At 61.9% G+C, this 22,332-nt stretch carries 19 protein-coding genes; 17 read left to right on the top strand and 2 right to left on the bottom strand.

The features are described from left to right. The first annotated feature begins 2 nt into the window (after positions 1–2). Positions 3–2,501: a PEP/pyruvate-binding domain-containing protein gene (locus tag ACY69P_RS00865; RefSeq protein ID WP_459897804.1), complete on the top strand. Its 2,499-nt coding sequence runs from the start codon at positions 3–5 to the stop codon at positions 2,499–2,501. A 20-nt stretch (positions 2,502–2,521) separates the two neighbouring features. Further along, on the top strand, positions 2,522–3,601 hold the full coding sequence (locus ACY69P_RS00860; protein WP_462326250.1) for a protein-tyrosine phosphatase family protein: 1,080 nt from the start codon (positions 2,522–2,524) through the stop codon (positions 3,599–3,601). Positions 3,602–3,980: 379 nt separating this feature from the next. On the opposite strand, the gene ACY69P_RS00855 is transcribed toward ACY69P_RS00860, so the two are convergent. Continuing rightward, positions 3,981–4,358, bottom strand: a complete 378-nt coding sequence (locus tag ACY69P_RS00855) for an Hsp20/alpha crystallin family protein (RefSeq protein WP_462326249.1) — start codon at positions 4,356–4,358, stop codon at positions 3,981–3,983. Between the two features lie 13 nt (positions 4,359–4,371). Next, on the bottom strand, positions 4,372–4,782 hold the full coding sequence (locus tag ACY69P_RS00850; protein WP_404845652.1) for an Hsp20/alpha crystallin family protein: 411 nt from the start codon (positions 4,780–4,782) through the stop codon (positions 4,372–4,374). 272 nt (positions 4,783–5,054) lie between these two features. Here ACY69P_RS00850 and ACY69P_RS00845 point away from each other — a divergent pair, with 272 nt between their 5' ends. The 15 genes from ACY69P_RS00845 to ACY69P_RS00775 all read left to right on the top strand — a co-directional run bounded on the left by ACY69P_RS00845 (position 5,055) and on the right by ACY69P_RS00775 (position 22,132). Further along, positions 5,055–6,356, top strand: coding sequence for a methyltransferase domain-containing protein (locus ACY69P_RS00845; RefSeq protein WP_462326248.1), 1,302 nt, complete (start codon positions 5,055–5,057; stop codon positions 6,354–6,356). Positions 6,357–6,526: 170 nt separating this feature from the next. Further along, positions 6,527–7,951 (top strand): MATE family efflux transporter, encoded by a 1,425-nt coding sequence (locus ACY69P_RS00840; protein WP_459897795.1) that lies wholly within the window; start codon positions 6,527–6,529, stop codon positions 7,949–7,951. A 22-nt stretch (positions 7,952–7,973) separates the two neighbouring features. After that, positions 7,974–8,858 carry a DUF2156 domain-containing protein gene (locus tag ACY69P_RS00835; RefSeq protein WP_459897793.1) on the top strand — a complete coding sequence of 295 codons (885 nt, stop codon included), beginning with the start codon at positions 7,974–7,976 and terminating at the stop codon, positions 8,856–8,858. Positions 8,859–9,646: 788 nt separating this feature from the next. After that, entirely contained in the window at positions 9,647–10,228 is a 582-nt protein-coding gene (locus ACY69P_RS00830) for a 4Fe-4S dicluster domain-containing protein (protein ID WP_404845648.1), read from the top strand. Next, entirely contained in the window at positions 10,225–11,127 is a 903-nt protein-coding gene (locus tag ACY69P_RS00825) for a CoB--CoM heterodisulfide reductase iron-sulfur subunit B family protein (protein ID WP_462326247.1), read from the top strand. Before ACY69P_RS00830 ends, ACY69P_RS00825 begins: the two co-directional genes overlap by 4 nt. Next, a complete protein-coding gene (locus ACY69P_RS00820) occupies positions 11,124–13,106 on the top strand; it encodes a 4Fe-4S binding protein (protein WP_459897787.1) in 1,983 nt (660 codons plus the stop codon). Before ACY69P_RS00825 ends, ACY69P_RS00820 begins: the two co-directional genes overlap by 4 nt. Next, positions 13,073–13,549, top strand: coding sequence for a hydrogenase iron-sulfur subunit (locus tag ACY69P_RS00815; RefSeq protein WP_404845645.1), 477 nt, complete (start codon positions 13,073–13,075; stop codon positions 13,547–13,549). The genes ACY69P_RS00820 and ACY69P_RS00815 overlap by 34 nt, the downstream gene beginning before the upstream one ends. Next, positions 13,537–14,493: a 4Fe-4S dicluster domain-containing protein gene (locus ACY69P_RS00810; protein WP_462326246.1), complete on the top strand. Its 957-nt coding sequence runs from the start codon at positions 13,537–13,539 to the stop codon at positions 14,491–14,493. The genes ACY69P_RS00815 and ACY69P_RS00810 overlap by 13 nt, the downstream gene beginning before the upstream one ends. Continuing rightward, the gene (locus tag ACY69P_RS00805) at positions 14,493–15,542 is read left to right on the top strand and encodes a 4Fe-4S dicluster domain-containing protein (protein ID WP_462326245.1); all 1,050 of its coding nucleotides are present in this window, start codon (positions 14,493–14,495) and stop codon (positions 15,540–15,542) included. The genes ACY69P_RS00810 and ACY69P_RS00805 overlap by 1 nt, the downstream gene beginning before the upstream one ends. After that, the gene (locus tag ACY69P_RS00800; protein ID WP_459897782.1) at positions 15,535–16,368 is read left to right on the top strand and encodes an FAD/NAD(P)-binding protein; all 834 of its coding nucleotides are present in this window, start codon (positions 15,535–15,537) and stop codon (positions 16,366–16,368) included. The genes ACY69P_RS00805 and ACY69P_RS00800 overlap by 8 nt, the downstream gene beginning before the upstream one ends. A 150-nt stretch (positions 16,369–16,518) precedes the next feature. Beyond that, positions 16,519–17,739 carry an ABC transporter permease gene (locus ACY69P_RS00795; RefSeq protein ID WP_462326244.1) on the top strand — a complete coding sequence of 407 codons (1,221 nt, stop codon included), beginning with the start codon at positions 16,519–16,521 and terminating at the stop codon, positions 17,737–17,739. A gap of 507 nt (positions 17,740–18,246) precedes the next feature. After that, positions 18,247–18,621: a RidA family protein gene (locus ACY69P_RS00790; protein WP_459897778.1), complete on the top strand. Its 375-nt coding sequence runs from the start codon at positions 18,247–18,249 to the stop codon at positions 18,619–18,621. A 111-nt stretch (positions 18,622–18,732) separates the two neighbouring features. Then, on the top strand, positions 18,733–19,944 hold the full coding sequence (locus tag ACY69P_RS00785) for a dicarboxylate/amino acid:cation symporter (protein ID WP_459897776.1): 1,212 nt from the start codon (positions 18,733–18,735) through the stop codon (positions 19,942–19,944). A gap of 12 nt (positions 19,945–19,956) precedes the next feature. Continuing rightward, positions 19,957–21,270, top strand: coding sequence for an L-cysteine desulfidase family protein (locus tag ACY69P_RS00780; protein WP_459897774.1), 1,314 nt, complete (start codon positions 19,957–19,959; stop codon positions 21,268–21,270). 181 nt (positions 21,271–21,451) lie between these two features. Further along, on the top strand, positions 21,452–22,132 hold the full coding sequence (locus tag ACY69P_RS00775; protein WP_404845637.1) for a helix-turn-helix transcriptional regulator: 681 nt from the start codon (positions 21,452–21,454) through the stop codon (positions 22,130–22,132). Positions 22,133–22,332 lie beyond the last annotated feature (200 nt).

The following is a 22,332-nucleotide window of genomic DNA, read 5'->3' as shown; positions in this document are numbered from 1 at the left end:
TCATGAGTCTGGAACTCAAGCAGCTCTTCCGCCACTGGACCTATCAGGTCTTTGCGCCGGGAACGCTTCTGCGCAAAAAGTACGAAGCGTTCAAACGGCTTCTCGATCTTGACCGCACGTGCCTGAAGCACATCGCCGAGATGGAGGAGCTTTACTATGGCCGCGTCCCGGCGGACTGGGCCCGCGTGACCATGCTCACGCGCACCCTCTCCGCCGACGTGAAGAGCCTTACGCGTGAGCTTATGCGCATGCGCCCGGGCCATTACCTCGACCTGCCGGACTACCGCCGCAAGATAGATTTTTATCTGTCCATGCAGACGGAGCCGCCGGAGTTCGACTTTGCCCCGCCCTACGCCATACCGCTGTCCGAAGCGCACCTTTCGGCGGCGGAGGCGGGCAACAAGGCCGCGCGCCTGTCCAGCCTTGCCGAGGTGGAAGACCTGCCCGTGCCCGGTGGTTTTGTCATCACCACACGGGCGTTCCATTATTTTATTGAATATAACGAACTGCGCTCGCGCATTGAAACGCTGCTGTCCAAGGTCACCCTCGACTCGCCCGGCTTTGTGCTGGACATCTGCGAGGAAATCCAGCGCCTCATCATGGAGGCGGAAGTGCCCCCCGCCGTGGAGGAAGCCTACCGCGACCACGCCCTGACCCTTGCCGCCGCGCGCGGCGGGCAGTTGCAGCTGGCCGTGCGCTCGTCCGCCGTGGGCGAGGATACCGAGGCCTCCTTTGCCGGGCAGTACGACAGCGAGCTTGGCGTGTCCCTGTCGGACCTCTCCCACGCCTACAAAAAAGTGCTGGCCAGCAAATATTCGCCCAAGGCCGTCACCTACCGCATCCGCTACGGCATGCCGGACATGCAAACCCCCATGGCCGTGCTGGTGCTGGAAATGATCGACGCCCGCGTCAGCGGCGTGGTCTACACCCACGACCCCTCGGACCACGACGGCGATTGCCTGTCCGTGTACTCCGTGGAGGGCATGGCCCGCTCCCTTGTGGACGGCAGTTCCTCGCCGGATATCGTCACCCTCTCGCGCGAGGACGCGCCGCGCATCCTTTCGCGCACATCCGGCGCGGCCGCCCCGCAGATTATCTCCGGCGACATTCCCGAAGACGGCCCCGCCCTCGGCGAAGAGCACGCCCTGACCCTTGCCAAATGGGGCATGGCCCTTGAGGACGCCTTTGGCGGCCCGCAGGACATTGAATGGTGCATGGACCGCTGGGGCTCGCTGTTTATGATCCAGTGCCGCCCCCTCGGCACGCGCAAAGCGCCCCTCGACGACCAGCACGACGTGCCGCCCGAACCGGACGCAGAACCAATCCTGAACGGCGTCCCGGCCAGCCCGGGAGTCGGCATCGGCCAGATATGCAAGCCCCACCGCATCATGGAGCTGGACGACGTGCCCGAAGGCTGCGTGCTGGTGGCGGACACCCTGTCTCCCTCCTTTGCCAGCGTGCTGGAGCGCCTTGCCGCCGTCATCACAGATACCGGCTCCAAGGCCAGCCACTTTGCCTCCGTCGCGCGTGAATTCGGCGTGCCGGTCATTGTGGACGCCAAATTTGCCACGCGAGAACTCGCAGACGGCGCCCTCGTCACCGTGGACGCCGACCATGGGCACGTCTACGACGGCGAACTCCCCGAACTGCGAGAGCGCGCGGCCATGCGGGCCAATGTTCAGGATACGCCCTTCCACCGCCGCCTGCGCAAGGTCATGGACCACATCGTGCCCCTCAACCTCACCGACCCCGAAGGCGACGACTTCGCCCCGGACGGGTGCCGGACCATGCACGACATTGTGCGCTTCTGCCACGAAAAGGCCGTGGCCGAGATGTTCAATCTTGTGGACAAGGGCGGACGCGGTCTGGCGCAGGCCAAGATTCTGGAAGGCGGCCTGCCGCTGGTGATGTATATTCTGGACCTTGGCGGCGGGCTGACCCCGCAGGCGCACAAGGCCAGCGCCGTGGACCCGTGCCACTTTGCCAGCGACAGCATCAGCGCCCTGTGGGAAGGGCTGAACCACCCGGACATCCAATGGGACGGCAGCCTGCTGGCCTTTGACTGGGAAGAGTTCGACCGCATGAGCGCGGGCGTGGTGAGCCTTAAGTCCAAAACCCTGTCCAGCTACGTCATCCTTGCGCGGGACTACATGCACGCGCTTATCCGCTTCGGCTACCACTTCGCCGTGCTGGACACCATGAGTACCGACCACGCGGACTCCAACTACATCAACTTCCGCTTCAAGGGCGGCGGCGCAGGCATCGGCCAGCGCAAGCTCCGCCTCGCCTTTGTGGACAAGGTGCTCAAGGACGCAGGCTTTACCGTGCGCATCACCGGCGACATGCTGGAAGCCTCCCTCAACCGCGCCCCCCGGCCCAAGATTGAGCTGAACCTCACGCTCATCGGCACCCTGCTTGGCAAAACGCGGCTTATGGACATGGCCCTCACCGGCGACAATCAGGTCCAACAACTTGTGGACGACTTTCTGGACTCCCTTTAGGCGCGGGGAAAGGCATGGTCATGGGCACAGGCAAAGCGGGATACGACCTCACATGGGTCACGGACCAGCTCGCCGTGGGCGGCGCGCCCATGTCCTATGTGTCCCTTGAGAGCCTGCGCGCCGAAGGCGTGGAAGCCATCCTGAACCTGTGTGATGAATTCTGCGACCTGCACTGGATTGAAGCGGGCGAAGGCTTCGACGTCTACTACTTCCCCATTCCCGACGAGGAAACGCCGGACCTTGCGGAACTGGAAAAGGCCCTCGACTGGCTGGACGAGTCCATCTACCTCGGCAAACACGTCCTCATCCACTGCCGCCACGGCATTGGCCGCACAGGAACGGTGCTCAACGCCTACCTGCTGCGCAAGGGCCTAGGGCACAAGCTGGCGCACAAAAAGCTGAAGTCCCTGCGCTCCAAGCCCCAAAACTTTGACCAATGGCGCTTCATCCGCCGCTACGGCAAGCAGGAGCGCCAACTCACCATCCGCGAACCCTCGCTGGAGAGCCGCCACCTCGTGGACCTGACGCCCTTCTTCAAGGACTACGAGCGCGTCGTCTCGCACGTGGACGCCCTCATTGGCGAGGGCGGGGAGCACGGGCTGTGCGGCCGCGACCACTCGGCCTGCTGCACCAAACTGGTCACCATGCCCCTTGTCGAGGCGGTGTACATCAACCACGCCATGAACCTGACTCTCTCCCAGCAGGAACGCCAAAACGCCATCGGCGTCAGCGCGGGTGCGGGGAAGCAGCTGCGCCAACTGGGCTACGACCCGCAGGACCCCACCACCCTGACCGGAGCCATCCACGAGGACTACGCCGCCCTCGGCACGGTCTGCCCCCTGAACGAATGGGGCGAATGCCGCATCTTCGACAGGCGCCCCCTGCCCTGCCGCCTCACGGACCTGCCGCCGGAAAAGCTCGGCGACCCGCTCATGACCAACATCATGCCCGCGGCCCTGTCGTCCATTTCCTCCAACCTCTTCTTTGCCTTTACCTCGCGCTTTCTCACTGGCACGCCGCTGTCCTTCATTCTGCCGGACGTCATTTCCGGCAAATTCGTGCAGACGTTTTTCTACCAGCTCATGCGCACGGGCGAATAGCGCGCGTGCGGGGGATTATGCACGCCCCACCCCTTTCGCAGTGCGGGACTCGCCTTTTTTGCCACACTTCTGCGCGCCGAATCGCGCACAAGAAAAGGCCCGGCATATATGCCGGGCCTTTTCTGTGGATGGAGGTAGGGCTGATTGAGTCGCTCGGCTCTGCACTCCGGGCGGGGGGACCCGGGAGAGGCACGGGCCGGCGCGCTGCCTGACAAGAGGCCGCGCAGCGCCGGTCCGCGCACAGGAGAACACATGGTTCGGTCTGCCGGTGTGGACGGAGCATCCAGCGCCAGTGCGGGTGGAACGTCCGCGAATGTGGCGGCTGGACGGGGCGGGCAGGGGAAACGCGCCCCGCATGCGGCTCCGTCCGAGTCTCCGGCTAACCTGCCGTTATTTCAATGCGTTTCGGCTTGGCTCGTTCCGCCTTGGGCAGGAAGAGGTCCAGCACGCCGTTTGTGAACACCGCCTTCACCTTGTCGCGGTCAATCTCGTCGCTGAGGGTGAAGGTGCGGGCATATTCAACCGGGGCAAACTCGCTTCGCAGCAGTTCGCGGCCTTCCTTGAAGGTGTAGGCGCTTTTGCCGCGCAGGATGAGTTCACGCTCCTGCATATCGATGACGAGGTCATCTTTCTTCACGCCCGGCATATCGACAACAATGTGCCAGCCGTCCGGGCGCTCCAGTATATCCGAAGCCGGGATGACGCGTTCCATCTTCCTGGCCTGCTGCTGCGTGGTCTTTTCAAGTTCGGTGGACATGTCTGACTCCCTCCTACGCGCTGATGGAGATCTTTCTGGGTTTCACGGCCTCTGCCTTGGGCAGAACGATTTCCAGAATGCCATCTTTCAGGGTCGCCGTGACGTTGTCGCGGTCAATGTTGGTGGCAATGTTGAAGATGCGCTGGAACGCTCCGGTTCCACGCTCCTGACGGTAGTATTTGCCGTCGTCAGCTTTGCGCATGCCCTTGAGCACGATGTCATTCTCCGTGACGGTCAGCTCAATGTCTTCCTCTGCAACTCCGGGGACGCGAGCTTCAATATACAGTGCATCGTCATCTTCCGAGACGTTGACCTGCGGGTAAGACACCCTGCGCTGACTTATCGACACAGGCTGCATGACCTCTTCAAAGAACCGATTGAGTTCACGAGGAAAATCATAGAAGGTTCCAAAATCGATTACCATTTTCTTCACCTCCGTTTTGGTGAAAAGAAAAATAAAGCCGCTTTCAGAGGTGTCAACACCGCAGGTGAAAAATTTTTTTTCACTTTTCATTTTTCCCGCAACTGCCCGCCATCCGGGGCGATTCCCTTACCGCCAATTTATGGGCCTTCCTTTCGGCTTTTTCCCGCTTGACCTGTCTACAGGTGACGGGTTCATGCTTCCTTCATCCGGGTCAGTCATTTGTTCACACACAGGCGCAGCGCCCGGCGCGCCACAGACCGACAAGGTGCCGCATGCACTACACCGTTGGAAAACTGGCAAGGGAGCTTGGCCTCGCGCGCAGTACGCTCCTGTATTACGAGCGCATCGGCCTGCTTGTTCCCTCCAGCCGCACCGCGGCGGACTACCGCCTCTACAGCGAGGACGACGCCCACCGCCTGCGCCGCATCTGCCGCCTGCGCGACGCCGGAGTGCCGCTCAAATCCATCGCCGCCTTGCTGGACGGCGCGGCCTCGAACGCTACGGACATTTTGGAGTCACGCCTTGAGGAGCTGGCGCAGGAGCACCGCCGCCTGCGCTTTCAGCAGGACGTCATCACCCGCCTGCTCGCCAGCAGCGAGATGCTGGACGCCTGCGACACCTGCGACGATGCGGCGTGGGCCTCAATCCTCGATGCCTCCGGGCTGGACCATGACACCATGCGCCACTGGCACCAAGCCTTCCACGACGCCGCCCCGGACGAGCACCGCCGCTTTGTGGAGGCCCTCGGCATCCCTATCGACGAGTCCGCCCTCGTCCAAAAACTCTACAACGCCCCGAACCGCGTAAGGAGGCTCCTTGATATGAGCGAGCGCTTTATGGAACTGTTTCTCGAAACCATGACCCCGCTGGACATCCACTCCCCCGGCGACAACGCGCACACCCGCCGCGCCCTGTCCCTCGTGCCGGACCTGCCAGAAGCCCCCCGCATCCTCGACATCGGCTGCGGCCCCGGCCGCCACAGCATCGTCCTCGCCAAGGAGACCGGCGGCACCGTCACCGGCATCGATGTGCACCAGCCCGTGCTGGACGCCCTCACCCGCGCCGCGGAGCGCGAAGGGCTGTCGGACCGCGTCCGCGCCGTCAACATGGACATGAGCGCCATCACCTACGGCGACGAATCCTTTGACCTGCTGTGGTGTGAAGGCTCCGCCTTTATCTCCGGCTTCGACAACGGCCTTGACCTGTGGAAGCGCCTGCTCCGTCCGGGCGGCACCTTCTGCATTTCGGAGCTTATTTGGTTTACTCCGGAGCCCCCACAGCCCGCGGCGGACTTCTTCCGCGAGGTCTACCCCGCCATGCGCACCGTCCCTGACGTGCGCCGCAGCATTGAGGACCACGGCTACACCATCGTCACCACCTTCCCCCTGCCCGCCTCCTGCTGGCACGACTACTACGGTCCCTTCCAGCAGCGGCTGAACGAACAGCGCGAGGCCTACGCCGGTGACGAAGAAGCACAGACCATCTTCCAAACCATGCAGGCCGAGCTGGATATGTACGCCGCCCACGGCGACAGCTACGGGTATGAGTTCTTTATCATGCAAAAGCCTGCGTAAAACGTTTCACCCACTTCACACGAACGGGCGGCGGAGATGCATCTCCGCCGCCCGTTTTTTCGTTCGGTGTCGCCCTGCGGCGGGGTTGACCCGGTGCCTTCCGGGCCTTATCCTGCAATATTGCGGCTCCACTCCCTCCGCCGAATTTTCCAAGGATATATGCACCAACAATGACTGACACTTCACCATACCGCACCATCTGGCGTCTTTCGTGGCCGCAGATCATCATGATGTTTTTCCACTTCTGGATCGGCTTCGTTGACGTCTATGTTGCCGGACTCCTCAATAAGGAAGTGCAGGCCGCCCTCGGCATCATCTCATCCTGTCTGTTCTTTTTGCTCATCATCGCCGTCAGCGTCGCCAACGGCTCCGTGGCCGCCATCAGCCAATCCATCGGCGCGGGGCTCACCATGCGCGCCAAGCGCTACGTGGGGCTGTGTCTGGAGCTGGCGCTCATCTTCGGCCTTATCATCATGACGCTGGGCCTCGTTTTTAACGAACAGCTCCTCGCCGCCCTGCGCGTTCCGGACGCCATATCCGGCATCACCGGCGACTTTCTGAACGTCTACGCCCTCGTGCTGCCGCCCTATTATATTCTGCTCATCACCAACGCCGTGTTCCGCGCCCGCAAGGAGGTCATGTACCCCCTGTACGCCATGATTCTCATCACGTCCGTGAATACGCTGGCCGACTTCGGCCTTGGCCTCGGGCTGTGGGGACTGCCGGAACTCGGGCACAAGGGCCTTGCGTGGGCCACCTTCTGGTCCGTGACCGCCGGCGCGGTGCTGAACCTCTTCCGCGTCTCCAGAAAGGGCATGCTCTCTGCCGGGGCCTTTCCGCCCATGCGCTGGATTCGCCGCGCCGTGCCCTATCTCTTTAAGGTCGCATGGCCTTCCGGCCTGATGCAGATTCTGTGGCAGAGCGGCTACTTGGTGCTCTTTGCCATCACCGCCAGCCTGCCCAACGACAGCATCCCCGCCCTTGCGGGCATGACGGCTGGCCTGCGCATTGAGTCCATTCTCTTTCTGCCGGGATTCGCCTTCAACATGACGGCCAGCGTGCTGGTGGGCAATCTGATTGGCGAAGGCCGCGTTGACGAAGCCAAACGCTACGGCCTGCGCATCTGGGCGCTGGGCTGTGCGGGCATGAGCCTTGTCACCCTTGTGGTGTGGCAGTACGTGACGCCGCTTTCAGCCCTTGTCACGCCAGAGCCAGCCGTGCAGTCCCATATGATCAACTACCTTTTCTTTAACCTCATCGCCATTCCCTTCACCCTGACCAGCATGATCATCGGCGGCGCGCTCAATGGCGCGGGCGCCACATGGTACAGCATGGTCATCTTTGGCGTCACCGTGTGGGGCGTGCGTTTGCCCCTGGCCTATACGCTGGGGCACCATATCATCGGCGAAGCGACGGGCATCTGGATTTCCCAGCTTACGTCCCAAATCGTACAGGCGCTTCTTATCCTGTACGCCTTCGTCTTCGGTAAATGGCAACGCTTCTCCATGATTAAACGGAGAGTGAAAACATCGCGCACCGGGACCACTCCGGCCGGGACGCCGCTGACACCCAACGGCAACCCCTTGCGTAAATAGACAAGCCCCCAACGGAGAAAATATGACAACTCCGGAATTCACACCCGTCTCGCTGGACAGGCAGGCCGAATATCTCGAACGCTTTGCCCAGTGCCCGCAAAAGGCATCGGACTACAGCTTCGTCAACATCTGGGGCTGGGCCGAGGAATACGGCCTGGAATGGTTCTTTGGCGAGTCCCACGTCTGGCTGCGCCAGACCCGCCCCGACATCGTCTACTGGGCGCCCGTCGGCCCGTGGACCGATACCGACTGGACCAAATGTCCCGTGCTCAACGCCCCGGGCGGCCGCTATATCCGCGTGCCCGAAGTGCTGGCCGACATCTGGGGCGCCACCTTCGGCGATGCCATCTCCATCAATGAAGCCCGCGACCACTGGGACTACATCTACGACGTGGCCGAGCTTTCCCAGCTCAAGGGCAACCGCTTTCACAAAAAGAAGAACCTGCTCAACCAGTTCAAGAAAAAATACGACTACGTCTACCACTCCATGACGCCCGACTGCGTTGAGGCCGCCCTCGACATGCAGCACGAATGGTTCTCGTGGCGCGACGAAGAATCCCAGCAGACCCTCGCTGCGGAAAACCGCGCCATCGCCCGCGTGCTCACCAGCTGGGACGCCCTGTGCGGCGTGTTCGGCGGCGTTATCGAAGTGGACGGCGCGCAGGCCGCCTACACCGTGGCCGAACGCCTTACCAACGACACCCTCGTCATCCACTTCGAAAAAGGCCACACGCCTTACAAAGGCGTCTATCAGGCCATCAACCAAATGTTCCTCTCCGGCGACGCCACCGACTACGTGTCCGTCAACCGCGAACAGGACCTCGGCGACCCCGGCCTGAGAAAAGCCAAAGAATCCTACAACCCCATCGGCTACCTGAAAAAGTTCGAAATTACCCTGAACCCCTAACAGGTGGCCCAGCCAGTGTGGCGACTTTTGCTCTTTGCTCCTCCGGTCATCCCGGCCGAAGGAGCGAAGAGATAAAGATGCCTCCGGCATAGAGAAAAGACAGTGCCTCCGGCGGCTTTAGCTCTTAAGTCGTTTGGCCCGAAGGGACAAAGGGCTTTAGAGATAAAGATAGCAGCGCTGCTCAAGGGCCGCGGGCCCTTGAGAATCCCATTTATACGCACCGGGGTGCGCTGGAAGGACGGCCTCTATCAGGGCTGAGGGTGGGAGCGCGGGCACACCGGGCAACTGCCCTACCAAGAGGAAAACGCCCAATGGTGGGATTCTTAAGGGCAAGGCCCTTAAGCCATCGGAGATATCCTCTTGACCCGCGCGCCACGACCCGGCCAGCCCAAATCTATAAAGTCTGGCTTTTACAACATATGACGTCGCAAGGGCCGCTGGCTCTTGAAAAACTCATACAAACTTCCACGGATTCGGTGGAAAAACCGCCCCATCCGGGGCAAAAAAAGGGATGCGGAACGAAAAAGGCGCATGCCGCACAGCCGCTCCCCTACCACGGCCAACGTGATGACCATAATGCCAAAACCTCTGGGGCGCGGGGATTTTCATATTGCCCACACCTCAGCGCACCACTCTTTCCTCTGCAACCCCCCACGCAGAAGGGTAGGGTGACAAAGTATGACATTATGAAGTAATGCTTTCATTCCCTTCCGGCGCAAAAGCCATCCCTTGAACTTTGGTGGGGATTGGGTTTACGCCGCGCACTGCATCCATTGGAGGCGTCCTTCATGGAGAAGACCATACGTTTCACGGACGAGTCCGACCGCACGTTCATTCAGGACGTCCGGGAGGCCAGCGGGCAGGACCTTGCGCTGTGCTACCAGTGCGGCAAGTGTACTGCGGGCTGCCCTGCCGCCAGCGCGTCGGACGTTCCCGTCAGCCAAATACTCCGACTTGTTCAGGCCGGTCAGCGCAAGGCTGTGCTTTCCGCCCGTTCGCTGTGGCTGTGTGCCACGTGCGAAACCTGCTCCACGCGATGCCCCAACGGCATTGACGTGGCATTGGTGATGGACGTTTTGCGCCACATGGCCCGCCGCGAAGGCTTTGCCTCGGAGCGCAACGTCAAGCTCTTCCACGACAGCTTCCTGCGCAGCATCTTCCGCCATGGGCGGGTGTACGAAATGGGGCTGATGGCGGAGTACAACCTGCGTTCCGGGCGCCCGTTTACGGGGGCCGACCTCGCCCACCGCATCCTGCCCAAGGGCAAGCTGTCCCTGCGCCCGCATGACATCGCGGGCAAGGCCGAGGTCGCCGCCATCGCCAAACGATGGTTGGAACGCCGCAAGAAGGAAGGAGGCCACGCGCTGTGAGTCAGGCCTACGCTTACTATCCGGGGTGCTCGCAGGAGGGCACATCCCGGGAGAACGACCGCTCCTCCCGCGCGGTGCTTGCCGCGCTGGGTGTGGAGCTTATTGAAATGACGGACTGGAGCTGTTGCGGCTCCACGCCCGCGCACACGGTGGACCATGAACTGGCCGCCGCCCTCTCGGCCCGCAACCTCGAAATCGCCAGCACTGCGGGGCAAAACACCGTTGCAACGCCGTGCCCCGGCTGCCTGAAAAACCTGCGCTCCGCCAATACGAAGATGCAGGACGAGGCATTCCGCGAGCGCGTCAACGGCCTGCTGGACCGCCCCTACGCGGGAAATGTGGACTGTCGCAGCATCCTCCAGATTCTGCTGGAGGACGTGGGCGAAGAAACCATTGCCCAGCGCGCCCTGCACAGCCTGTCCGGGCTGACCATTGTCCCCTACTATGGCTGCCTGCTCACGCGTCCGGCGGGGCTGATGGACTTTGACGATCCGGAAAATCCCACGTCCATGGACCGCCTGTGCCGCACACTGGGCGCCGAGGTGCCCGAAGAATTCTCGTACAAGATGGAATGTTGCGGCGCCGCCTACGGCATCCCCAAAAAGGACATTGTGATGCGCAACACCGGGCGCATCCTCGACGCCGCGGCCGAACTGGGTGCGGACGCCGTGGTCACGGCCTGCCCGCTGTGCCACCAGAACCTTGACCTGCGTCAGGGACAGGTGAACCGGGCGAACCATTCCTCGCACAATATTCCCGTATTCTACATCACACAGCTGGTGGGACTGGCCCTTGGTCTGGACATCCGCGACCTTGGCCTGGACCAGCATGCCGTCAACCCCAAGGGCCTCGCGCAGGCGGTGCTCGCCAACACCAACGCGGCAGGAGACGACGCATGAGAGTAGGCGTTTTCGTCTGCCATTGCGGCAGCAACATCGCCGCCACCGTGGACTGTGCGCGCGTGGCGGAAATGGCGCGCGAATACCCGGACGTGGTGTTCGCCATGGACCATATGTACACCTGCTCCGAACCGGGACAGGAAGCCATTGTGCAGGCCATCCGGGACCACCGGCTGGACGGCGTGGTTGTGGCCTCGTGCTCACCACGCATGCACGAAAACACCTTCCGGCGCGCCGTGGAGCGCGGCGGGCTGAACCGCTTCATGTTCGAGATGGCCAACATCCGCGAGCACGTCTCGTGGGTGGGCAGCGACAAGGAGCTGAACACCAACAAGGCCTCCGAACTTGTGCTGGCCGCCGTGGAAAAACTGCGGCGCGACAGACCGCTTCTGCCCAAGACCTTTCAGGTGAACCGCCGCGTGCTGGTTATTGGCGGCGGCGTGGCGGGCATCCAGACCGCGCTGGACTGCGCCGACGGCGGGCTGGACGTGGTGCTGGTGGAAAAAAGCCCCACCATCGGCGGCAAGATGGCCAAGCTGGACAAAACCTTCCCCACGGTGGACTGCTCCACCTGTATTCTTGGCCCCAAGATGGTGGACGTAGCCCAGCACCCGAACATCACCCTCATCGCCAATGCCGAAGTGGACGAGGTGTCCGGCTATGTGGGCAACTTTGAGGTCTCCATCCGCAAAAAGACCACCTACGTGGACTGGAACCTGTGTACGGGCTGTGGCCTGTGCATGGAAAAGTGCCCCAGCAAAAAGTCCTTCGACTCGTTCAACGAGGGCGTGGGCACCACGTCGGCCATCAAGATTGCCTTCCCGCAGGCCATCCCCAAAAAGGCCGTCATCGACGCGGACCACTGCATCAAGCTCACCAAGGACAAGTGCGGCGTCTGCGCCAAGGTCTGCCCGGTGCAGGCCGTGAACTTTGAGCAAAAGGACGAAACCGTCACCCACAAGGTGGGCGCCATTGTCACCGCCACGGGCTATGATGTGTTCGACCACTCCAAGTACGAGGAATACGGCGGCGGGCGGTACCCGGACGTCATCACCTCACTGCAGTACGAGCGCATGCTCTCGGCCTCTGGCCCCACGGGCGGGCACGTCACGCGCCCCTCGGACGGACGCGAACCAAAACGCGTGGTATTCATCCAGTGCGTTGGCTCGCGCGATAAGGCCAAGAACCGGCCCTACTGCTCCGGCTTTTGCTGCATGTACACGGCCAAGCAGGCCGTGTTGACCAAAAGCCATATCCCCGACGCCGAGACCTATGTCTTCTATATGGACATCCGCGCCCCGCAAAAGGGCTACGAGGAGTTCATCGACCGCGCCAAAATCGAATACGGCGTGCAGTACGTGCGCGGCCGCGTGTCGCGCATCCACCCGCATACGGACCATCTGACGGTGTGCGGCATGGATACCCTGCTCGGCGCGCAGGTGGAAATTGACGCGGACCTTGTGGTGCTGGCCGTTGGCGGCGAACCGTCCCACGGCGCGCGCGAGTTGGCGGAGCATCTGCGCATCTCGTACGACACCAACGGCTTCTTCATGGAAGGGCACCCCAAACTGCGCCCTGTGGAGACCAACACCGCTGGTGTCTTTGTTGCCGGCGCCTGTCAGGGCCTGAAGGACATTCCGTCCTCCGTGGCACAGGGCAGTGCGGCGGCGGCCAAGGTACTGTCCATGTTCGCCAAGGAGACCATGGAGACGGACCCGCAAATCGCCCTTGTGGACCAACGGCGCTGTGTGGGCTGCGGCAAATGCATCTCCGTCTGCCCCTTTGGCGCTATCCAGAGTGTGGAGGACCGGTTCGGCAATCCCAAGGCGCAGGTGGTGGAAACCATCTGTCAGGGCTGCGGCATCTGCTCCGTGGCTTGCCCGCACAAGGCCGTTCAGCTCCAGCATTTCACTGACAATCAGATTCTTGCCGAGGTCAATGCCCTATGCCGGAAATGGAACAAAGAGAACTTCGCATAGTCGGCTTTCTGTGCAACTGGTGCTCGTATGGCGGTGCCGACACCGCCGGCGTGGCCCGGTTCAGCCAGCCCACGGACCTGCGCATCGTCCGCATGCCCTGCACCGGGCGCGTGGACCCGCTGTTCGTGCTCAAAGCCTTCATGGGCGGCGCTGACGGCGTGCTCGTCTCCGGCTGCCATCCCAATGACTGTCACTACACCGAGGGCAACTTCTACGCCCGGCGGCGGCTTGAGGTGCTCAAGCGCTTCATGCCCGTGCTCGGCATAGACCCCCGGCGCTTTGAATACACGTGGGTGTCCGCTTCCGAGGGCAACAAGTGGCGCAACGTCGTCACCACCTTCACAGAGCACATCCACACCCTCGGCCCCGGCCCGCGCCTCAGCGAACCCCGCGCCGAGATCATCAGCCGACTGCAGCAGGGAGGCGACGTATGGCCCGCGTAGAGACGCTCAAAAAGCTCATCCTCGACCGCCTAGGCGATGTGGACTTTGTCCTTGGCTGGCAGGCCGGGTACGACCCGCTGCACGCCTCGCCCCTGCGCATGCACACCCCGGAGGACGTGGACAAAATGGTCTTTGACCAGCGCTGCGTCCACAATCTGGCGACCTATCTGCCCAGCCTCAAGGACAAAACCGTGGGCGTGGTCATCAAGGGCTGCGACAGCCGCTCCGTTATCCAGCTGCTGCAGGAAAAGCTCATCTCCCGCGACAACCTCGTCATCTTCGGTATGCCCTGCGAGGGCGTGGTCAGCCACAACAAGCTGCGCCGCCATATGGACGTGAACCGCGTCACCGGCGTCACCTTCCACGGCGAGACCATCACCATCACCACCGACGAAGGCGAGCGCGACTTCCCCTTTGCGGACATTGCCGCGGACAAGTGCTTGTCCTGCAAGTATCCCAACCCGCTGGTGTTCGACCACATCGCGGGCGAGCCCATCCAGCCCCGCGAAGAGATTGAAAACCGCTTCGCCCGCCTTGAGAAATTCGAGGATCAGCCGCTGGAGGACCGCTTCCGCTTCTGGCAGGAGGAGCTCAGCCGGTGTACGCGCTGCTATGCCTGCCGCAACGCCTGCCCCCTGTGCGTGTGCCGCGACCACTGCATCGCCGAAACCCGCGACCCGCACTGGCTGTCGCAGGAAACGGGCGTGCAGGAAAAATGGATGTTCCAACTCATCCACGCCATGCACACCGCCGGACGCTGTACCGAATGCGGCGAATGCGAACGCGCCTGCCCCATGGACATCCCGGTGCTCATGCTCAAGAAGAAGCTGAACCGCGAGGTCCTCGACCTGTTCGACTATGAAGCCGGACTGGACGAATGCGCCACGCCGCCGCTCTTCACCTTTAAGGTGGAGGAAGACCATATCGAAGAGAAGGAGTGGTAATGTCCACACGCTTTCTTGCCCATGACGACATCGTCCCGTGGCTGTCCCGCATGGGGCAGGACCACCGCGTCATCGCCCCCATGCGCGAGGGCGCGGCTGTGGTCTTCCGCCAGCATGACGGCTCGTCCATGCCCGAGCTGGAGACGCTGCCCTCCATGCCGCCCAAGGACGCCATCTTCCCGCAGACCGAGGTGCTCTTCCGCTTCCGCATCCGCCGCGACACGGAACACGACGGCAACGCGCAGGTGGACCTGCAACCCACCGTCTCAGAGGACCGCGTTCTCATCTTTGGCACGCCCCCGTGCGGTGCGCGCGGCTTTGCCGTGCTGGATGAGATTCTGCTCAAAGGCCCGGTGGAGGACACCTACTACGCCGCGCGGCGCAACAACGCCGTGCTGGTGTCCGTGGCCTGCGCCCGGCCGCAAGCGACGTGCTTCTGCCACTGGACCGGCGGCGGTCCGGACAGCACCGAAGGCACTGACATCCTGCTGACCCCTGTTGACGGCGGCTACGTTGCCGACGGCGTCACGGAAAAAGGCGCCGCCCTTGTGGCCGAAGCGCCCTTTGCCGACGCCACCGAAGAACAGGAGCAAGCCGCCAAGGCCGTGCACGACACCGCACGCGAGCGCCTTGGCGATGCCCCGGACCTGTCCGACGCGCCCGAAGCCCTGCAGGCCTGCTTTGCCGATGACGAGTTCTGGGACGACATCGCCTCCCAGTGCCTCAGCTGCGGCGCGTGCACCTACCTGTGCCCTACCTGCTCATGCTTCAACATCACGGACGAGGCCAACGGCACCTCCGGCGAACGCCTGCGCACATGGGACAACTGTATGTCGCCCATGTACACGCGTGAGGCCAGCGGCCACAATCCGCGCATGACCAAGAACTACCGCCTGCGCAACCGCATCCAGCACAAGTTCAACTACCATCCTGCCGGACACGGCGGACAGTTCGGCTGCGTGGGCTGCGGCCGCTGCGTCAAAAAGTGTCCCGCCGGAGTCGACATCCGCACCATTGTTCTGCGTGCCAAGGAGAAGCACAATGCCTGACGCGAACCCCTACCTCCCCGATCTTGGCACCATCACCGAGATTGTGGAGGAGACTGCCAATATCAAGACCTTCCGCGTTGTGCTCAATGCGCCCGAACGCATGAAGGCCTTCACCTTTGAGCCGGGTCAGGTGGGCCAGCTGTCCGTCTTTGGCACGGGCGAGTCCACCTTTGTCATCAACTCCTCGCCCACGCAAAAGGACATGCTCCAGTTCAGCGTCATGAAGGCGGGAGAAGTCACCGCGGCCCTGCACAGCCTCAGCGTTGGCGACACCGTCGGCGTGCGCGCGCCGCTGGGCAACTTCTTTCCGTATGAGGATATGAAGGGCAAGGACATCGTGTTCATCGGCGGCGGCATCGGCATGGCGCCCCTGCGCTCGCTCATCATGTTCATGCTGGACAACCGCGAGGACTACGGCCGCATCACCATCCTCTACGGCTCCCGCTCGCCCGAGGACTTCTGCTACGATGAAGACCTGAAGGACTGGGCCGCGCGCGAAGACGTAGAACTGGTGCAGACCGTGGACAACGGCACCGACGACTGGACCGGCCACGTCGGCCTCATCCCCAACATCCTGCGCGAAATGAACCCCTCGCCCGAGGGCGCGGTGGCCGTCACCTGCGGCCCGCCCATTATGATTAAGTTCACCGTGCAGGCACTGGAGGAACTGGGCTTTCCGCCCGAGCGCATCATCACCACGCTGGAGCGCCGCATGAAGTGCGGCGTAGGCCTTTGTGGCCGCTGCAATATCGGCGACAAATTCGTCTGCGTGGACGGCCCCGTCTTCTCATGGGCCGAGCTGAAAGAGCTGCCACAGGAAATGTAGCCCCCCGCGCCGCCGCCTCTGCCCAGCAGATGACGGCGGCGCGTTTTTCCATCCTTTCCGGGCTTTGCCCCCGCCGTCTTTTCCCGTATTCTCTGCGGTGCGGCGCACGGAGGCCGCGCATTCCACCAGACGTCACACGCGGAGCCCTGCATGCACTTCAGCCTGAACATCGCCATACGGTCCCTGCAAACACACAAGCTGCGCACCGCGCTTGCCATGCTTGGCGTGTTTTTGGGCGCATTGGCGCTGACGGGCGTGCAGCACATGTCCACGGCCATGGTGCGCAAGGCCGAGGTGGAAATCCAAAAGCTCGGCCCCAATCTGTTCATGGCCCGCGCCGGACGCATCCGCTGGCGGCGCGGCGACGCCCGCGTCAAGGATACAGCCAGCACCTTTACCATGGCCGACGCGCAAGCCCTCGCCGACGGCATGCCCGGGGCGCGCCGCCACGCCCCCTTCACCCAAACGGATATGCCCATCCGCGCGGGCGACACCAAAGTTCCCTCCGTGCTCATTGGCGTCACGCCCGACTACAGCACCGTCCGCAACCTCACGCCGGACTTTGGCCGCTTCATCTCCGCCGCAGACGTCACCGACAAGGCCATGGTCTGCGTGCTGGGGCAAAAAATTGCCACCCGCCTGTTCCGCCAGCCGGAACGCGCCCTCGGCCAGCGCGTCACCTTCTTTCGCGCGCGCCTGCGCGTGATTGGGGTTATGGAGCCCAAAGGCAGCGACATCGTGGGCACGGACCAAGACGAGCAGGTCTTTGTCCCCATCACGACCTATATGCGCCGCATGGCCAACACCGACGCCATCTCCGGCGCGTATGTCCAGCTTGCGGACTGGGTGGACCCGGAACGCGCCAAGGAGTCGGCCTCAGCCATTCTGCGCCACCGGCACAACATTTCCGAAGGCCAGCCCGACGACTTTGCCGTGCTCACCGCGCGCGATACCATCAAGCTCCAGCAACAGGCCCTCGACCTTGTGGGCACGCTGGGGCTTATCAGCTCCACGGTGTCCTTTGCCGTTGGCGGACTGGGCATCTTGTCCATTATGATTCTGCTGGTGCGCGCACGGCGCATGGAGATTGGCATCCGCCGCGCCGTTGGCGCGCGCCGCTCGGACATCATCAGTCAATTCCTCTTCGAGGCGGGGCTGCTCTCCGGCATTGGCGGCACCCTTGGCGTCATCTGCGCCCTTGGCCTCATCAGCGTGGTCTACGCCGTGGCGGGATTCCCCTTTGTGTACCGTCCGGGGCTGATGGCGGGCATTCTTGTGGGGTCCGTGCTGCTGGGCCTCGCCGCCGGCGGCTACCCGGCGTGGCAGGCGTCGCGCTTTGAGATTCTGGACATTTTACGCAACCACGAATAGGGTTCCCCCTTCGGCCCACACTCGCCGCGCTCTTCGCCTACGCCGCTTCTCCACCTGCACCACACCGCGCCGCAGACCACCGCCGCCATTTCTCCAGCGCCATCACCTGCATCTGTTCAGCATCATCCGCCCCACGCCCGCTCCCTGTTTCGCCCGCGCCAGCGCTTCTGATTTCTGCCGCCCTTCTCTTGCCGCAGCACCAATTCGCTCCCGTATCAGCCCTGCTCTCCCTTTTGCGAAACCGCCGCCTTTCCACCTCTTTCGCACGCTCTTTTCTCTCCATGAGACAAAAATTCTCACGCTTGCACGATTTTCTCTCACGCTGCGAGTGTCGGCCAACCCTTTTAAATTCCAGCATTTAATCAACACGCCGTTCACGGCTGGTGCCGCAGTGTAATAAAAAATTCTTATCGCTGTGCAAATTTTTTATTGACCCGCGTGAAAAACAGAACTATCCCAAAAACACAAACACACGAAACGGTAATCCAGCAAAGGAGAGCTCCAACAATGCCCGATATCATCAATACCACCACCGCCCCCGCAGCCATCGGCCCCTACTCTCAGGCCGGCGTCGCAGGTAACCTGATCTTTACCTCCGGCCAGCTGCCCATCAATCCCGAAACCGGTGACATGCCCGAGAGCATCGAAGAGCAGACCAAGCAGTCTCTCGAAAACGTCAAGGCCATCCTCGAGGCCGGCGGCGCGCAGCTCACCGACGTGGTCAAGACCACCGTATTCCTGAGCGACATGGCCAACTTCGGCGCTATGAATGAAGTGTACGCCTCCTACTTCGGCGAACCCTTCCCGGGCCGCAGCTGCTTCCAGGTCGCCAGACTTCCCAAGGATGCACTGGTGGAGATCGAAGTTATCGCCGCCAAATAGTTGTTCCCGTCCGAATTGTGCCGCCCCACGCTGTGTGGGGCGGCTCGCATCACCTCGTGTGCAGTGCGGTGATGCGACACACTCAACCGATTCTTGAAGAGGGGTTTTGCAATGAGTCAGAAAAAGAAGAGTGAATGGGGTTTCATTCTCCAGCTCCTGATGGGCATCGCCGCAGGTGTGATCGTTGGCCTCGTCGCCAACGAAGCCGTCATGGAAGTGGTGTGCAGCCTGAAGCACGTCCTTGGACAGTTCATTTTCTACACTGTCCCGCTGGTCATCATCGCGTTCATCGCGCCGTCCATTACCCGGCTGCAGAATAACGCCAACCGCATGCTGGGCGCTGGCGCCAGCATCGCCTACCTCTCCGCCGTGGGCGCGGCCACCATGGCCTGTGTCGCTGGCTACCTGATCATCCCGCACCTGTCCGTGCCCACCGCCGTTGCTGGCCTGCGCGAGCTGCCGGAGATCACCTTCCAGCTGAACATTCCGCCCATCATGTCCGTGATGACCGCACTCGTCACCGCCATCATCCTCGGCGTGACCGTGCTGTGGACCAAGGCCGATGGCTTTAAGAAAGGCCTGTTCGAGTTTGAAGCCATCATGCTCAAGGTCATCCAGAAGATGGTCATCCCCGTCCTGCCGCTGTTCATCGCCACCACCTTCGCCGCTCTGGCATACGAAGGCAGCCTGACCAAGCAGCTGCCCGTGTTCCTGAAGGTCATCGTGCTGGTGCTGCTCGGCCACGCCATCTGGCTGACCGTGATGTACACCATCGCAGGCATCATCTCCGGCCGTAACCCCATCGAAGTCATCAAGCACTACGGCCCCGCATACCTCACCGCCGTTGGCACCATGTCCAGCGCCGCCACCCTGCCCGTGGCCCTGCGCTGCGCCGGCAAGTCCAAGGTACTTTCCAAGGACACCAGCGAATTCATGATTCCCCTCGGCGCCACCATCCACCTGTGCGGCTCCGTGCTGACTGAAACCTTCTTCGCCATGACCATCTCCCTGATGCTCTACGGCCACCTGCCGACCTTCGGCACCATGTTCCTGTTCATCATCCTCTTCGGCGTGTTCGCCATCGGCGCTCCCGGCGTCCCCGGCGGCACGGTTATGGCCTCCCTCGGCATCGTCGTCGGCGTGCTCCAGTTCGACCCCGCGGGTGTCGCCCTGCTGGTTGCCGTCTTCGCCCTGCAGGATAGCTTCGGCACCGCGTGCAACGTGACCGGTGACGGCGCCATCGCCCTCATGCTGGAAGGACTGTTCAACAAAAACGGCGAGCTTACAAAGGCCAACGCCCAAGCAGCCGCCGCTAACGAATAAGAGATAGCAGACATGAAAGCCGAATGGACCCAATACATCGAACTGCTTCACCGTGAAGTCGTTCCCGCCATCGGATGTACCGAACCCATCGCTGTGGCCCTTACCGCAGCCAAGGCCGCAGAGACCCTCGGTGCCACCCCCGAGAAACTCGAAGCCTTCGTCTCGGGCAACCTGCTCAAGAACGGAATGGGTGTCGGCGTCCCCGGTACCGGCGAACGCGGCCTGAATATCGCCGTCGCCGCTGGTGCCATAGGCGGCAAGTCCGAAGCCATGCTTGAGGTCCTCAAAGACCTCTCACCCATGCAGGCCGAAGAGGCCAAGCAAATGCTGGCCGAAGAACGTGTGGTCCTCGACGTCGCAGACAATGACGAGCTCATCTACTGCGAAGTCATCGCCACCAAAGGCGACGACTCCGCGCGCGTCATCCTCAAAGGCCACCACACCGGCCTCGTCTACGTAGAAAAAAACGGCGACGTCATCATGCATGTGGATTCCGGCAGCGCAGAGGACGCAGAGCACGAAGAATGGTCCCTCACCATGGACAGCATCTTCGACTTCGCAAACAATGCGCCCCTTGAGGACATCTCCTTCATCCTCGAAGCCGCCCGCATGAACGAAGCCATGGCCATGAAGGGCCTCAGCGGCTCCTACGGCCTCGGCGTGGGCAAAAACATCGAGGAGAGCATCAAAGACCACATCATGGGTGATTCCATCATCAATGAAGCGGTCAAGCTCTCCACCGCAGCCACCGATGCCCGCATGCACGGCGTACAGATGCCCGTCATGAGCAACTCCGGCAGCGGCAACCAAGGCCTGACCTGCACCATCCCTGTGCTGGCCTGCGCCAACCGCCTCGAAGCCTCCGAGGAAAAGCTGGCGCGTGCGCTCATCATGAGCCACCTCACCAGCATCCACATCAAGCACAGCCTCGGACGCCTGTCCGCTCTGTGCGGAGCCACCGTGGCCGGTACCGCCGCCGGATGCGCCCTCGTCCTTCTGCTGGACGGCGGCATCAAGGAAGTGGAGATGACCATTAACAACATGGTCGGCAGCATCGCCGGTATGATCTGCGACGGTGCCAAAAACGGCTGCGCCCTGAAGGTCGCCTCCGCCGTCAGCACCGGCCTGCAGTCCGCCTTCCTCGCCATGAAGGGACACAGCATCTCCGGCAGTGAAGGCATCGTCGACAATGATGTCGAAAAGACCATCCTCAACCTCGGCTGCCTTGGCTCTCATGGCATGAAGGAAACCGACAAGGTCATCCTTAAAACCATGGTGTCAAAAGGCTGCCCGCACGCGGCAACTCGTCAAGGAACAGCCGCATAGAGCTACCGGCACCCATCCCTACCTCATACGCCAGTGCTCAACATGACGAGATGACACAACAAAGCGGCCCCGAATAGTTCGGGGCCGCTTTTAAACGATGAAAAACAGCAACATTGCACACACGGAAACGCCATTGTATACACAAACATCAATTCGCAACACACAACAAAGGGAACCAGCAGTGGCTTTTCAAAAAACATCGCATCTGTGCTCTATCGAGGATTACATTCCCCTTGTGGAATTCCTGGGCACATTCTTGGGGAAGGATTGCGAAGTCGTCCTGCACGACACAACCAGCGTTGAAAAATCCGTCGTCGCCATCGCCAACAACCACATCAGCGGACGCCGCATCGGCGCGCCCCTGACCGATCTCGCACTCAGCTTCCTGCGCGAAAAACAGTACGAGAACCGTAGCTTCATCATGGAGTACAGCTCGCTGTCCAAAGACGGCAAACGCCTGCACTCCGCAACCTACTTCATCAAAGACGCCGACGGTGAACTGCTCGGGATGCTCTGTCTCAACATGGACGTCACCAAAGTCTGCCAAGTGCGCGAACTGCTCGATAATATGATCGAAAACGGTGGCTTCGGCGCGTCGCTCTCACCCGATATCGCCCCTACGCACGGCGAAGAAAGCTTCCACGAAAATATCGAAGACCTCACCGAAAATATGGTCCTCAACGTCATCCGCCGCTACAATATTCCGCCAGAACGCATGACCGCCGACGAAAAAACCGAAATCGTCGCCGAACTCAACCGAAAAGGCGTCTTCCTCATCAAAGGCAGCGTCGGCGTCGTCGCACAGTACCTCGACGCCTCAGAAGCAACCATCTACCGCTACATGCAAAAGTGCCAAGACTAGCCACCCCACTCGCCAGACATATCGCAACACAAAAGCCCCACGACGGAAGTCGTGGGGCTTTTGTGTTGCGGCGTGCAGAGCGCCATGCGGAGGTGTGGAGGGGATGCTGGACTTTTTTTGCCTCCGGCGGCTTAAGGAAATAATTTCCTTGTATATTGACCCTCAAGCCAAAGGCGGAGAAAAAAGAAAGCCGCCTCCAT

This window comes from Desulfobaculum sp., from assembly GCF_054921475.1.
The sequence above is the reverse complement of the archived record's forward strand: the minus strand, read 5'-3'. Positions and strand labels throughout refer to the sequence as shown.